Genomic DNA, 13,881 nt, shown 5'->3' with positions numbered 1-13,881 from the left:
TGCGAAGAACTCAGAGTGGGCAAAGTCAGTCCGCTCTACGCCACCAGCGGACCTCAATGAAAGGTGTCGCCACTTCGCCGATGGGCCATAAGCTGACCACTCAGCCCTCGCGCACCCCGGCCAACCGCAGGCCCTCATAGACGCGCTCGCATCCCGCTAGATACCGCGGATGGTTGCTTGGGGTGTTCGTGCGGTACCGGCGGATAGTGAAACTCGGATTGAGCGCAAGGCCCGCCTGCGCTGTGGCCCGTGCTTCATCCAACTCACCGACGAGCGCCAACGCAGCCGCGAGATTGAAATGCGCAGCGGGATAATTTCGGTTGGCCTCAAGGCTCCGGCGTAGCCAAACAAGAGCCTCGGCGTCGGCCCCCTGCCAAAATTTGGCGAGGCCAACAAACATACTCCAGACATAGACAAGTGTATCGCGAGGAGAGAGACGGAGCGCTTGCTCCATATGGGCTTCTGTTTCCGCGCCCCGACCGAGAAAAAATTTCGCAACCCCAATGCCCGCGTGCGAGCGGGCCAAATTCCGATCAAGCGCCAACGCCCGCTGGCATTCTGCAATGCCTTGAGCTGCGCGGTTCGTAAAAATTTTTACGAGGCCCATGGTGTTGTGAGCCGGGGGATGGTTCGGTGCCAAGGATAGCGCCTTCGCGAGGGTTGCCTCCGCTGCGGCGAGACGCTCTACCCGATCGTCGGACACCAAGTTGGCACCAATTACGAAATTAGCCCATGCTCTGCCGACCAGCGCCTCAACATTTGTCGGTTCGAGTGCCAAGGCCTGTTCATAGAAGCCGCACGCTCGTGTCATATTTTCAGGTGTTCGACCCATGTTGAGCCAAACGGCGCCTTGGAAACACAAGTCAGTCGCGTCGGGATTGGGTGAGCGCTCCGCGCGGCGCGCTTCCACAGCAAGGAGTTCGGCATCGAGGGCGTTGGCGAGCCTCGATACGATTTCGTCCTGCATATCAAACAGATCGCCGATGGGCTTCTCAAAGCGCTCGGCCCACAGCTGATTGCCCGTTTCAGTGTCGACTAGCTGCACATTCACCCGGAGACGGCTGCTGCCGCGCTGCACCGAGCCTTCAAGCACATAGCGGACGTTCAGCTCGCGTCCCAGCTTCACTACGTCCACGGCCTTGCCCTTAAACGTGAATGCGGTGCTGCGCGCAATTATGAACGCGCCACTGATGCGCGACAGGTCCGTGGTCAGGCTCTCGGTCACACCATCGACGAAGTAGTCTTGCTCGGGATCACAGCTGAGGTTGACGAAAGGCAATACGACGATGGAAAGACGAGGCGGTGAAAACACCCTTTGCGCCGTGTCGTCATTCCGCGTCAGCGAGCCAACCTGCGCGACTACGGGCCTCTGCTCTTGCACCACGCCAACGAAGCGAACGCCTTTGCGCGCCAGTGTTTTGATTAGACGCTGCTTTTCGCCCGTATCACCAATTGCGTTGCGGGCGGCGTTGAGTCGAGTCGTCAGCGCTGCATCCGACACGCTGCGCCCATTCCAGATGGCGGTGATGAGTTCGTCTTTGCTGACGACGCGCTCGCGGTTGCGGATCAGGTAGTCGAGCAGGTCAAAGACCTGTGGCGTCACTGATACGACAAGCGCCCCGCGATACAGCTCGCGCCGGTCCGTGTCGAATGCGTAGTCCTCGAAGAGATAGCGCAAGATGCCAATCCCGTTGAACGAGGGCCCCAATACCGGGCATCGCTTTGGTCCCGCTAAAAATCGCAAGAATAATCCGTCGGTGAGGAAAATGTAAGCTGCAAGTCAAGCCTGTCCGCCAATCTCCCAAACACCCTCGTGTCGGCGAAAAAACCTGCCTCAGGAAGACACCCCCTCATCCGAGCGGCCGAATGAACGCCCGACCCCGCAGGCCGACTTCCGGTATGGGTCAAGCGCGCCATTCTTGCAGTTGGCCAGCTACTTCCGATCTACGCCCAGCTTCAGACATGTCGCTGCACCGCGCAAACTGAAGCGATGGGCCAGAAGCAGAAGGTTAAACCAATCTAGAAATCGTCCAAAGAACGCTCGTCAGCCCAGCGGTTCGGCTCCGAACCGCCGCGACAGATTTGGATAGCGCCGGGCCTCAGACGAGTCCTTCGTCTGTGAGCGCCTTGGCGACCGAAGGAATCGTCTTCATGTGCGCGAGATAGTCGTTGAGCCGCTTCGGCACTTCGATCTCGTTCTTCTCAGCCCACATCAGCATCACGAGAAGATATGGATCTGCGATCGTCATTCGATCGCCCACCAGAAACGGCCTATCGCCAAGCTGGCCGGCGATCGTAGTAAAATGCTTGACCAGCAGCTTTCGTGCCTTGTCCCTTTCCGCCTGGGTCGCTTCAGCGTGGAAAAACGGCCTGAAATTGCCATGGAATTCGGTGGTCATGAAGGAAGTGGCTTCAAGCGCGCGCCAACGGCCGAGACCGTCACTGGGAAGCAGGGCCCCTGCTTGGTGGGCGATATAGACAAGAATGGCAAGATTCTCGGTAAGGACACTCCCGTCGTCGAGTTCCAGCGCGGGAATGAAACCCTTTGGATTGATCGTCATGAAGTCACGCCCATCCTCGGTCCGCTTGCCCCGTTCGACTTTAACGAGTCTGTATGGAAGGCCTGTCTCGATCAGCACGATGTGATCAGCCAAGCTACAACCGCCGGGATGGTAATAGAGGATCATCACGGGAGTCTCCGTACTCGTCGGTCGATAGGAAGCTAGAATGTCGCCTAGCAAGATAGGCGACATGGTTAGGACCGAATCGTCACGTCCCGTTGTCTCAAGTGGAAGTGACCGGGGAACTAGCAGCGGCTTGTTGGTCCGCGGAGAGGCGGCTCGGCGGCTTCGTCAAACGATCAACATGTCAATACTGTTCCCGACGACGAGCCGAGAGTCTCACTGAGGACGAAGCCCGAAGCAACATCGTGTTGCTGGGGAGTCTCAAGCTCCGACATGATTTCGGCCAAGGCGCGGGCACTTTATCGCGAGTTCACACGCCGCCGAAATATTGGCGGTCGTTGCCAACGATCTGGCAGCAACGGCGTGATTTCCGTCTCCCATCGTTCCGATGGGTATGTCCGCTTTGGAATGCGAAGAACTCAGAGCGAGCAAAGTCAGTCCGCTCTGCCCCACCAAGCGCATCTCAATGAAAGGTGTCACCACTTCGCTGATGGGCCAAAAGGCGACATCGCCGGCACTGAAAATGTCCGGTTGGGCCAGACCCAGATGTCCTCTGCAGAAGCTTCGAGGTTACTCGTGGGATGGTTTCAGCGTGCTCGAAACGCCGAGCGAGCTCGCCAGGCTTTCCAGATTTTGCGGCCGCACCTCAATCAGGCCATGGCGAGGAGCATCAATATCGGCAATCAGGAGGAAGGCAAACGAAACGATCAGCGGCAGGACGAACAACAGCCCTGGCCCAGCCTTGCCGCTTCGGTAGCCCATCAAAGCATTGGAACATAGTGCAATGATTGCCATGAAAAACCATGCGGCAGTAGGGATTCGATTCCAAAACGCTGCTTGCGTATAGCCTTGCGAATTAATTACATCGTTCATTCCGGCGATTGCCAACGCCTCGACGGGCGTTGGCTGGGCAGCCTCGGATTTGCGGACTGCGGACCAAAGAGCGGCTTGCAACTGGGCCGTCCGCTCGGCCAGTTGCTTACGCTGATTGTCATCCTTGATGACGTAAAACCGTATGCGCAGGCCCGTATACTCGGCAAGAAGTTTGCGGACGTTTGCGGCATCGGCGGTGGGAAGAAAATCGGCGCGCAATATTTCGGTTCCGATGGCGTTGGCTTCCGCCTCTTCGAAATTCTTGCGCTGATCATAGCGATTGGCCGCCATCGAAAAGCTGAAGCCGATGATCAGTCCGAGTAGCGTCAGGGTAGCTGCAAGAACGACACCAAGATGTTCATTCTGCTCATCGTCGGCAGTCGGATAACGCCTACGGAGCCATAATCCTGCGACCGCAACGACTGACAATGCCATAAAGGAAACGACGAACAAGCGTAGCGGGTAGTGCGTCAGGTTTTCCATATCAAAGGCTCAACCTGCGTCTTACAGCCAGGACGAGAATAACAATAGAATAACTATGCCGCCAGTGCCTCGGACCGCTTTCTCTGGCGCACGGCCGCTTGGGTCGAAGAGGACATCGCGCCCTACCGGGGCGGACGTCCGCTTTGGGTCACAAGCTGCCCATGGTGGCCAAACCGGGCGACTTCCGCTCTACTCCAATGAGCTGAAGTCCGATTGGTCATATGGACCTTCAACTATGGGCCACATCCGGACATCTAGGATGTTACCGCTCCCCAAGAACGGTTATTGTTGAGCAGTCTTGCGTCTAGGGGATGATGATTGTGTCTCCAGCAGAACTGTCGAGCAGCGAGGCGGAACGACTGCCGGCCTTCGAACGCCAAGGTCATGATGCTTTGGCAAAGAGCTGTCACGCATTTTTTGCGGCGGTGACTGCTCTAGCTACCAATCGAATTCCTCCGGTTGCTAGACGGTGCTGGCCTCACGGAGGTGAAAGTTACAGAGCACGCTGCAACCTACTTCGTCCCCGATACTGAGACCCTTTGACGAGGCGGGTTAGGCAGTCCCGCCGCGTCATGCGAATGGACGATGACTGTGCTCGCTTCACTGTCTAGCCTTCGGCAAACTCGGCTTGCTCAGCGGGAACGTTCGGCGTTGCCTGCGGATGAGTTTCGACGGCACGTGGGGACGGCCTCCAGCAGCCGCTTCGATCACCGAGGAGCTACTGCATGCACAAGTTGCAGGCCCTCCCACGTGGTAGTTCCCGACGTTCGGAACTCCGGCCGTTCATTTCGGTCGCGATCCCAACCTTTCGACGTCCTTTTGGGCTGCAACGCGCGATCGAAAGCGTGCAGCAGCAGGACTTCTCCGATTGGGAAATGGTGATCAGCGACGACGAAGGGCTAGTGGGCGAGAGTTGTCACCTCTTGTCCGAATATGTCAGCACAGAACCGCGCATCCGAGTCGTCGAGAACCGCAGAGGCCGTGGTCAGGTCGAGAACACGAACAATGCGATGCTTGCGTGTCGCGGTCCCTGGATCAAATTGTTGCATGACGACGACTGGCTCGCACCAGGGGCGCTTACGTCTTTCGCGAGACTTGCGTTGGCCTACCCCGCCGCGGCATTCATCACCTCCACAAGCCATCTGGTTCAAGACAAAGGCATAAAGTACCGGCAAGGGGGTGAGATTTACGTGTATTCGGGCCAACAGTGCCTGACTGATCTCTATTTGGTGGGCAAAACGCGGTCGCTCGGAATTGTCCCATCGACGCTGTTGGTCAATAGCAACGTCGTCAAAGCCGGCTGCCTGATGCGAAACTACAAGTCGATAAGTTGGGGGGTGGACCAACTGTTCTTCATTGATCTGGCCTGCCATGGTGACATGGTAGCGATAGACGATGGTCTTATCTTTTACGACATGACCAACCACCCCTGCATCACGGCAGACGGGTCGTTCACTCACATTGACCAAGAGACTGTCGATCTCAAACGCCTCACTTGGAGCCTTTTGGAAGATAAAGGAGCACTTCCCGATCCTGAAACGGTCGTGCGTGCGTTGCGTGTTGCTCGACTACGCGGACGGATCGGCCGGCAGCCACTCGGCGCAACGATCCGTGACGCAATCCAAATCCTGCGCCCCTCGGTCCTGATGGCTCTCAACAAGATCATCCGTGCTCGGGCGCGCGCGCCGGGTGCAATTTAATTCATCCTTTCTGCGGGAACGCTCTGATCTGATAGCGCAGCTAACTGACCACCGCTCGAAATAGCAAGGTCCGCTATGGGTCAAAAGCGGCGGTCGATGCGAGCGCGGCTCCCCGTCTGGTTTACCGCCGATAGCGGACGCCGGGACGGGGTCAACATGTTTCGACTAAGGGCCATGTGTGGACGTGCCGTCGCGCCGTTCGGGCAGCTATGTGCCTTATTTCACAGTCGGGGACGATGTGCAGTGCTAGTCTGATCTACGAGGACCGGCAGAGTGCTTGTGGAGGATCAAGCCATGCAAAGCAAAAGCGTCGGTGAACACGATCCAGAGGTGGTCTTCCGCGATGGCGTTGCACATTTCCGCAACGTTTCTTCTGCGCAAGAAAGAACTTCGATGCCCCGGGATCTCATCCGAGAGCCCCCCGAATGGGTGCAGGCACTTGTTGGCAAGTCTGCCTCGGTCGCGGAGTTTCTGGCGGTTCTGGGCGCTCGGGCGCGAGACGCCCGTACCATGGATCAGCGTAAAGAACTCTTCACGGTGTTCGAGCAGTTCGCTCTGTGGCGAGAAGGTCGGGACGCCGCTGACCTCATTCTCGGCCCAGACTTCGCCTACAAACTGACGCTCGACTACGAACCGCATGTCGCCGCGCCCGCCGGGTTAAGGGATCCGGCCATCATTGTTTCCCCCGCCGACGTTCCAGTAATATTTCCAGGCGCCAATCCGGGCGTCTGGCTCAATCCCTGGCAAGATGAATTCGTCTGGCCCGAAAAAGAGCTGCAGTCGCGCCATATCGATCGTCGGATATCCCGAGTGTGGCTTAACAATTGGCGTCCCTTCGTCGAGCTGTTCCTGTTCGACGGCCCCGACCTGCAAGGCCGGATGGCGCGCTTCGCCCGGGTGTGGACTCCGAACGCGGATTTGCCGATCGAACTCGACGAGCAGTCGTTGCGGGGTCAGGCACGCAGCCTGCTCGGCGGCGAGTTCAACACGTCCGGCCGTCGCTTCAGCGCATCCGCGCGGCTCACTCAAGCAGCAGAGCAGTGCTTCGCAAGCGCGGTGGCAGCTTCTGCTTACGGCACTGCGACCTTGACGCGCGCCCCCCAATTCTCTTGGGACGGCTACGACCGCTGGCTGAGAGTACCGCCGGGCACCCCCCAAACATATTCTGTTAATAAGAGAGCCGCATTGCGCGTTCGATGGGATTTCCAAATCGACGACATCGAATACGGAAGCACGGTTGGAACAATGACTGCCGAAAACACATTTTTGTGCCCTGGCTATTTGCGTCCCATCCAATGGGATGGAGCCTTGATCTCGGATGATGTTCCACCTCCTTGGCGAGGCGGCTCTCATGATTTCCCGCCGCCACACCGCTGGAGAATGCTCCTGATTTACGCTGTCGGTATCGAGTTTGGTAGGCAACTCCAGGACCTTCTTCTTGACCTTGCCGGTTCACCCCCGAATTCGATGCTCGTCTTGCCCGGCCAATCGACGGCAATTCCTCAGGCACCTCAGCATGACCTCAGAGAGGTCGGGCAGACCACTGACGACGCGACAATCGTGTTCTTTCCTTAGGGCATGACTGTAAGCGACGGCACAAGATGATGACGGGCTATGTCCGCTTTGGGTCATTTCCGGAAGTCGGCCGGCGAGGTCGCGAGGTCCGCTTCGCCCCCAACAGCAGACGTTAGCGGCCTAGCGCTTCAGGTCCGCTTGGGCCAATAGCCGCGCAATTTCGAGTTCAAAGCCAAGTACCAAGCAACACGGGCGGATTGATTTACTGTGCCTTGTTGATCGTCTCCTGGACTTTTTGCTGGTGGAGCTTTTCCTCCGCAGCATTCAACGGGACCAGCTTAACCGTTAGCTTGTCGATCTTGCCGGTGAAACGGAATGGCGGCTGGTAGTCCTTGTCGTCCACGCCCGTGCGCGTATCCACACCGACATCGAAGGTCTCGTAGATCGTCTCGACGAACGGAATGGTGTGCGGGATCGTCCTGCTGGCGACTTCCTTGCCGTCCACCGACAGGACGCCGGTGCCGCCCTTGCCGAACCCGGGACCGTCATACTTGAAATCGAACACCACGGTATGCTTGCCCGGCGCGAGCGCCGCTGGGCTTTCCCATCGGAAGCGTTCCACGTCAAAGAAGTTGTACACAAAGACTGGTTTGCCCTTGAGCAGATAGAGACCATGGCCACCGCCACGGCCCCCGAGCGTATTGATCATGCCTTCCGCACCTCCTTGCGGAATTTCGACCTCGGCGGTGATCGAGTAAGACTTGCCAGCAATGTCGGGGGCGCTGCTGTAGGGAAGACCAGACGACTCACCTGAGTAGGTGAATACGGTCCGACCCGCCGTCGCGCTCGGTCGCGGCGTGGCTGCGCGAGCGGTGAAGCTGTTGTCCAGCGGAAACACGTTGTACTTCGCCGCCTCGACCATGAAGAGTTCCTTCATGTCGCGCAGCCGGTCCGGCATCTTGGCGGCGAGGTCATTGGCCTCCGAATAATCGTCGGCAAGCTTGTAAAGCTCCCAAGTGTAACCGTTGACAACGTTCGGATACTTGCCGAAGCCCAGGTCCCAGGGTGGCTCGGGTGGTGTGGTGGCGGCGAGCCAACCGTCGTGGTAGATCGCCCGGTTGCCGACCATCTCGAAATATTGCGTGCTCCGGGTCGATGGGGTGTTCGCGTTGGCCTTGTCGAAGGTATAGGCCATGCTGACGCCTTCGATCGGCTTCTGAGCAACGCCGTTGACCATCACTGGCGCCTCAATGCCGGTGGCTTCGAGGATCGTCGGCACGACGTCGATCATGTGATGAAATTGCGTGCGGATGCCGCCTACGTCGTTGATGTGGCCGGGCCACGAGATGGCCATGCCTTGGCGAGTCCCGCCGAAGTGCGACGCGACCTGCTTGGTCCATTTGAACGGTGTATCAAAGGCCCAGGTCCAGGCTACCGCAAAGTGCGGCGTGGTCTGGTCCGAACCCCAAACGTCGTAGAACTTCAACTGTTCTGCGACTGGAATGTTGACGCCTTGGATGGCGGCCATTTCGTTCGGGGTGCCGAGGATCGAGCCTTCGGCACTGTTGCCGTTGTCCCCGCTGATATAGATGATGAGTGTGTTGTCGAGCTTGCCCTCGTCTTCAACTTCCTGAATGACCCTGCCGATTTCATGATCGGTGTAGGCCGTGTAGGCTGCAAAGACGTCTGCCTGCCGAACGAATAGCTTCTTCTCGTCGGGACTGAGCGTATCCCATTTTTGAAGCGTCGCTCCGCCGTACTCGGGCTGGCCGGCCGGCCACGGTGTGAGCTGGGTATTCGCCGGAATGACACCGAGCCGTTTCTGATTGGCGAAGATTGTCTCGCGCAGCTTTTCCCAGCCTTGATCGAACAAGTGCATGTCGCTGATCTTCTTGATCCACTCTGGCGTAGGCTGGTGCGGAGCGTGCGATCCACCGGGCACGTAATAGACGAAGAACGGCTTGTCTGGCGCGGCGTTTCTCAGCCCCCTCATGTAGTTGATCGCATCGTCTGCCATGTCGGTGGTGAGGTTGTAGCCAGGGTGTCCTACCCACGGAAAGACTTGTGTCTGGTCGCGGAAGAGGAATGGTGTCCACTGGTCAGTTTCGCCGCCCATGAAGCCATAGAAGTGATCGAACCCCATCCCGTTCGGCCATTGGTCAAAAGGCCCTGCCAAACTCAGTTGATAGCTGGGAGTGTTGTGGTTCTTGCCGATCCACGCCGTCGCGTAGCCGTTCTCCCTCAGGATTGTGCCGATGGTGGCACTCTCCGGCCCGATGACGGAGTCATACCCCGGGTATCCGGTGGACATTTCGGTGATGACGCCGAAGCCCACCGAGTGATGGTTGCGGCCGGTGATCAGCGCCGCCCGTGTCGGCGAGCAGAGAGCAGTTGAGTGGAACTGCGTGAAACGCAGTCCGGCTTTTGCAATGCGATCCATTGCAGGAGTTGGGATGACGCCGCCGAACGTCTCCGAAACGCCATAGCCCTGATCATCTGTCATGATGAGGAGAACGTTGGGTGCGCCCTTCGGGGGCACCACTTGGGCGGGCCAGTACGGTTTCGACTGGCTGGCATCAAGGTTGATCTGGCCGCCGAACTTCGGTGGCGGCGGCGGAAGATACTTTCCATCTATCGTCGTGGTGGCCCCGGGTGAGCCCGGCGTGCCGGTGGTTTGCTGCGCGAGGCTGGTTGTTCCGAGCGCGCACAGCAAATAAGCGGCGGTGAGAGCGGTGCCGCAAAGCAGCAGGTTGCGGCGGTCTAGTGAGCAGCTCTCTGGCTCTGAGCTATTGTCGTCCTGGCGGGTACGGGTCATTGGAAGCTCCCTCATGGAGACGTCGGAACCCATCGAGGCTATCCGGGACACGATGCCGCAAAGCTTGTTTGATCTGGATCAACGTGGGGCCTAAGGGGCCGAAACGTCGGCTTCGGGTCAGAAGCTGCCTTGGCGCACCATGCCGCGTTTGGCCCGCTAAGGGCCAACAGGCGACTCATGCGCCAACAGACAGCGCTTCTATTCGACTATCTCGTCGGCGAGTGCCAATAGGGTTAAGGGTACGACGATGCCTAGCGCTTTCGCGGATCTCTGAAAGCCTCTCACTACATACGGCCGGTCGCCCGAACCAGGCGTCTCGGCGGGAACGTCGCTAGTCGCCGCCCCGCACCACGGGTCTTCTCACGAGAGCTTGCGGGCGATGGAAGAAAGGCGAACAAATCCCATTGCCACCGCAGTCGCCCGTCCAGCTCGCCATGGCAGCTCGCCCCGAGCTACTCTCCCCGGGGGCTCAGCGCTAAACCCCGGTGATGTCGCGCGTGTGCGGCTTATTTCAAATAGCCGACATAGTAGATCCCGATCACGTCTTTCGCCGAATCGCGTATCGGCTTGTACCCTGTGATGTAAGGTTTGCCGAGGATGTCCACCTCTCCATAGAACGCCTCGCCTTTCCTGATGGACTCGATCGCTTTGCCTTTGGGATCCAGAATGGTTCCGATCGCTCGCGAGCCATCGTCCTTTTTGACGTTGGTGGCAACGCGGACATACTCGTCACCGCTCTTCACGAAGATCGTTGCCGTCCCCTGAGCTTGCTTCACGACCTGATCAACCAAATCGTTGTTGTTGTTCATCTTGGTTGAGCCGAAATAAATGGCGGGCACTTCCTTCCCGGCGACAGTGTCGGCCCCTTCGATCTTTGGCGAGCCGAGTTTATTCGCCATCGACTCCAGGAGATCCATCGCTGTATTGACCTTTGCATCCTGAGCTTGGCCAACATTCGGCAAAAGCATCGCGGCCCCAATGAGGCACGCGACTGTCAAGAAACCGATAGCAGTCCGCTTGATGCTCATGGGTTTTCCTTTCCTTGGAAACGCCTGCACGTGTCAGCGCCCTCACCGCAGGTCGGTGACGGCACGGAAGATCAGGCTGTCGGTTTGGGTTTAATGTCACGCGATAACCTCGCACTGGTAGGCGGGCCGACGCGCGTCTCGACTCAAGTCCAGCATGTCGATGGCCGGGCTTGGATCAAACGAGTGTAGTCTAACTTTTCGTCAATGAATGCAGTGCGCGGTTCAACAACCGCTCACAGACAATCTATGCCGCCGAGCGACAACACGGCAATTGAAAATTGGGACAGCAACTATGCCTATGCAGAGGCGTTCGCCGCATGCCGAGCGATGCCCTGTTGGTGACTTGGGACGCGCCCTGTCGTCGGGCGCGTCCCTGGCCGCAATGGCACTGCATCTATGTTGCGTATGGGTCAAACGGCGAAATGGCCGGAGTGCGCGCCTAGGTCCGCTTCACATCTTCAAGCGAACGTCGCATCTGGGAGGACACGCCTGAGGCTACGTCCTCACTTTGACGGCAGCGCCGCTCCGTCCGCATTCTCCCGCACATGAATGACCGCGATGTCGTCCGCATAGATCCGCTTCCAGCCCTTGAGCTGGTCGAGGATCTGCGGGCCCGGCGCATCGGCGACCAGAAGCGTCGCGTCGATCTTGTACTGGTCGAGCAGGCGCGGCAGCAGCTCGGGCTTCTTGCCTTCTGTCGCCTTGAAGAAGTCCATGACGAACTTTTCGCCATAGAGCTCGGCGCGACCGTCGACGTACACAGGGATGTCGCGCGAGATCAGATAGCCGCCGAACTGATAGGCGTTGAAGATGCGCTGCACCCCGAGTTTTTCGAGCAGGTCGACCGCCGCAACCGGCGTCTGCGTCATCGTGAACGTGAAGCGATGGTGTCCCATGTAGAGCGAGGTCGAGGTCCAGCTCGCGGCCACGATCATGAGCGCGCCGAGCGCGGTGACATAGCGGGCCGGCCAGTGGTCTGCGCCGGCGGTGTCCGCTGGCGGACGCGGGAACATCTCGCCGAGCGGCTTTGCCAGCACCAGCGGCACCAGGAAGGCGAAGGCCTCGATGTTCCTGACATGGGTCAGCGCGCTCCAGGTCAGGAACAGGATCAGGAAGATCCGCGGCGCCGACAGCACGAGGCCGCGATAATAGCCGAGCGCGATCAGGCCGAGCAGTGCGCCTTCGAACCCGGTGAAGGTGGCAAAGTTCGCCGGCATCCATTCGAAGATCAGTGACAGCAATTCGCCGAGGCTGAGGATGTTGGTCGCGCCCATCAGCGTCCGCCAGCCGTAAGGCGTGCAGCAGGCAGCGATCAGCGCGCCGACGCCGAACAGCACCCAGCGCATGAACAGCTTCAGCCGCTGTCCCTTCTCGGCATGCTCGACCGCTTCGAGCGAGATCGGACCGATCAGCGCGAGGCCCAGCACGAAGCCGCCATGCAAATTCGCCCAGAGTGCCATCAGCGGCAGCCAATACCAGGACGGCGCGCTTCTGCGGTCGGCAGCCGCCATCAGCAGGCCGACCCACGCCACCATGACGGGCAGTGCCAGAATATGCGGACGCGCCAGCACGTGATGGATCGACAGCAGCAGCGCCAGCATCGCGAACAGCACCGCGCGCGGCGCCTCGATCTGCGCATCGAGCAGATAGACGAAGACCGCGGCCGTGAGCGCCATCCCGATCGCGGTGAGGATGACCGGACCCGCCCAGCTCCATTGCGCGTAGGACAAGGCGAACAGCACCTGCGACAGCCACGACGTCGAGATCCAGGATTCCCCAGGGCGCGTGAATGAATAGAAGTCGGTGTAGGGCAGGGCGCCGTGATCGAGGATCCATTGCCCGATCTTGATCTGCCAGAACGAGTCGGAGTCCTGAAGCAGCGTGTCGCCGACGAAGAGGAAGAACAGATAGGTGCCGGCACCGACGCAGAGCGGCAACAGTGCTCGCGCTCGGCTCTGCATCGCAATGCTGTTGGCAAAGGAAAGGGACATGCCGCCTCGTCGTCCTGCTTGTTCTTGTCGGCCGGGGCATGATCCGGACCCGAAGGACCGCATTAGCGCAAAGCGTGTAGCGGTTTTCCGGGAAGATCATGCTCAAGCAACAACCTGAAGCGCGATGAACGATTCATCTCATCGCGCTTGAGGCCGAGCGGGCGGCATTGGACCATACGCGGTCATAACTTCGGGTAAATCGCGCCCCCGCGACGTTGCCGCGGATAGCTACGATTTAACGGATTGTTTTCAACTCCCCTTTACCATCGTCGAATACGTGCAATCCGCTTCGTGTTTCCGCAGTCGAATTAACTGCGGCGCAATTCTTTGCCTCTAGGTTCGGTTCCATGGTCGGGCGGCGCTGGGAAGCCGAAAAGACCAGACCATTTGTCAGCCTCGTGTACTCTTTGGGAGCAGTCTATGAAGAACCTCGTTTCGCGTTTCGTGAAGGACGAATCCGGCGCCACCGCCATTGAATACGGCCTGATCGCCGCCGGCATCGCGCTGGCGATCATCACCGTCGTCAACAACCTCGGCAGCTCGCTGAACACCAAGTTCGGCTCGATCTCGTCCAGCCTCAAGTAAGACCGGACGATCTGAGAGTTTCGAGAGCCCCGTCCCGGACGGGGCTCTTTTCTTTTGTGGGGTGGCGTGGCCACAGCCGTCATGGCCGGGCGTTCGCCGCGCCGAAGCGGCTTCGGCCGCGCAGACGGGACAGGCCCGGGCATGGCGACCTTCGCATCCCAGGCATGGCGCGCCCGTCCGTCCGGCGTGACGCTAGACGCATTTGCA

General features: G+C 59.1%; 9 protein-coding genes. 3 read left to right on the top strand and 6 right to left on the bottom strand.

All coding sequences use genetic code 11. The annotated features are described in order from the left end of the window. Window positions 1–100: 100 nt before the first annotated feature. The 3 genes from AB7008_RS42075 to AB7008_RS42065 form a co-directional block, all read right to left on the bottom strand. Window positions 101–1,678: a winged helix-turn-helix domain-containing tetratricopeptide repeat protein gene (locus AB7008_RS42075; RefSeq protein WP_304491376.1), complete on the bottom strand. Its 1,578-nt coding sequence runs from the start codon at window positions 1,676–1,678 to the stop codon at window positions 101–103. A 421-nt stretch (window positions 1,679–2,099) separates the two neighbouring features. Then, window positions 2,100–2,687, bottom strand: a complete 588-nt coding sequence (locus AB7008_RS42070; protein ID WP_441261283.1) for a glutathione S-transferase C-terminal domain-containing protein — start codon at window positions 2,685–2,687, stop codon at window positions 2,100–2,102. 567 nt (window positions 2,688–3,254) lie between these two features. Beyond that, on the bottom strand, window positions 3,255–4,040 hold the full coding sequence (locus AB7008_RS42065; protein WP_441260752.1) for a hypothetical protein: 786 nt from the start codon (window positions 4,038–4,040) through the stop codon (window positions 3,255–3,257). A gap of 725 nt (window positions 4,041–4,765) precedes the next feature. On the opposite strand from AB7008_RS42065, the gene AB7008_RS42060 reads away from it, so the two are divergent. Continuing rightward, window positions 4,766–5,740, top strand: a complete 975-nt coding sequence (locus AB7008_RS42060) for a glycosyltransferase family 2 protein (RefSeq protein ID WP_441260751.1) — start codon at window positions 4,766–4,768, stop codon at window positions 5,738–5,740. A gap of 294 nt (window positions 5,741–6,034) precedes the next feature. Beyond that, window positions 6,035–7,315 carry a hypothetical protein gene (locus tag AB7008_RS42055; protein ID WP_441260750.1) on the top strand — a complete coding sequence of 427 codons (1,281 nt, stop codon included), beginning with the start codon at window positions 6,035–6,037 and terminating at the stop codon, window positions 7,313–7,315. A 202-nt stretch (window positions 7,316–7,517) separates the two neighbouring features. Here AB7008_RS42055 and AB7008_RS42050 read toward each other — a convergent pair whose 3' ends face one another. The 3 genes from AB7008_RS42050 to AB7008_RS42040 form a co-directional block, all read right to left on the bottom strand. Beyond that, a complete protein-coding gene (locus tag AB7008_RS42050; RefSeq protein ID WP_248879890.1) occupies window positions 7,518–10,070 on the bottom strand; it encodes an arylsulfatase in 2,553 nt (850 codons plus the stop codon). Between the two features lie 506 nt (window positions 10,071–10,576). Beyond that, complete coding sequence (locus AB7008_RS42045; protein WP_080669761.1) at window positions 10,577–11,098, bottom strand: Cache 3/Cache 2 fusion domain-containing protein; 522 nt, start codon at window positions 11,096–11,098, stop codon at window positions 10,577–10,579. 503 nt (window positions 11,099–11,601) lie between these two features. Continuing rightward, window positions 11,602–13,089: a hypothetical protein gene (locus tag AB7008_RS42040; protein WP_441260749.1), complete on the bottom strand. Its 1,488-nt coding sequence runs from the start codon at window positions 13,087–13,089 to the stop codon at window positions 11,602–11,604. Between the two features lie 420 nt (window positions 13,090–13,509). On the opposite strand from AB7008_RS42040, the gene AB7008_RS42035 reads away from it, so the two are divergent. After that, complete coding sequence (locus AB7008_RS42035; protein ID WP_014492421.1) at window positions 13,510–13,674, top strand: Flp family type IVb pilin; 165 nt, start codon at window positions 13,510–13,512, stop codon at window positions 13,672–13,674. Window positions 13,675–13,881 lie beyond the last annotated feature (207 nt).

It is taken from the genome of Bradyrhizobium sp. 521_C7_N1_3 (assembly GCF_052075975.1).
In the GTDB taxonomy this organism is placed as follows: Bacteria; Pseudomonadota; Alphaproteobacteria; order Rhizobiales; family Xanthobacteraceae; genus Bradyrhizobium; species Bradyrhizobium japonicum.
Note: the sequence above shows the minus strand (reverse complement) of the source record. Positions and strands in the feature narration are given on the sequence as shown.

Bases quoted from the DNA above. Each gene is read 5' to 3' on its own strand.
- AB7008_RS42070 (WP_441261283.1), bottom strand. From the start codon at position 2,687: ATGATCCTCTATTACCATCCCGGCGGTTGTAGCTTGGCTGATCACATC.
- AB7008_RS42065 (WP_441260752.1), bottom strand. From the start codon at position 4,040: ATGGAAAACCTGACGCACTACCCGCTACGCTTGTTCGTCGTTTCCTTT.
- AB7008_RS42060 (WP_441260751.1), top strand. From the start codon at position 4,766: ATGCACAAGTTGCAGGCCCTCCCACGTGGTAGTTCCCGACGTTCGGAA.
- AB7008_RS42055 (WP_441260750.1), top strand. From the start codon at position 6,035: ATGCAAAGCAAAAGCGTCGGTGAACACGATCCAGAGGTGGTCTTCCGC.
- AB7008_RS42050 (WP_248879890.1), bottom strand. From the start codon at position 10,070: ATGACCCGTACCCGCCAGGACGACAATAGCTCAGAGCCAGAGAGCTGC.
- AB7008_RS42045 (WP_080669761.1), bottom strand. From the start codon at position 11,098: ATGAGCATCAAGCGGACTGCTATCGGTTTCTTGACAGTCGCGTGCCTC.
- AB7008_RS42040 (WP_441260749.1), bottom strand. From the start codon at position 13,089: ATGTCCCTTTCCTTTGCCAACAGCATTGCGATGCAGAGCCGAGCGCGA.
- AB7008_RS42035 (WP_014492421.1), top strand. From the start codon at position 13,510: ATGAAGAACCTCGTTTCGCGTTTCGTGAAGGACGAATCCGGCGCCACC.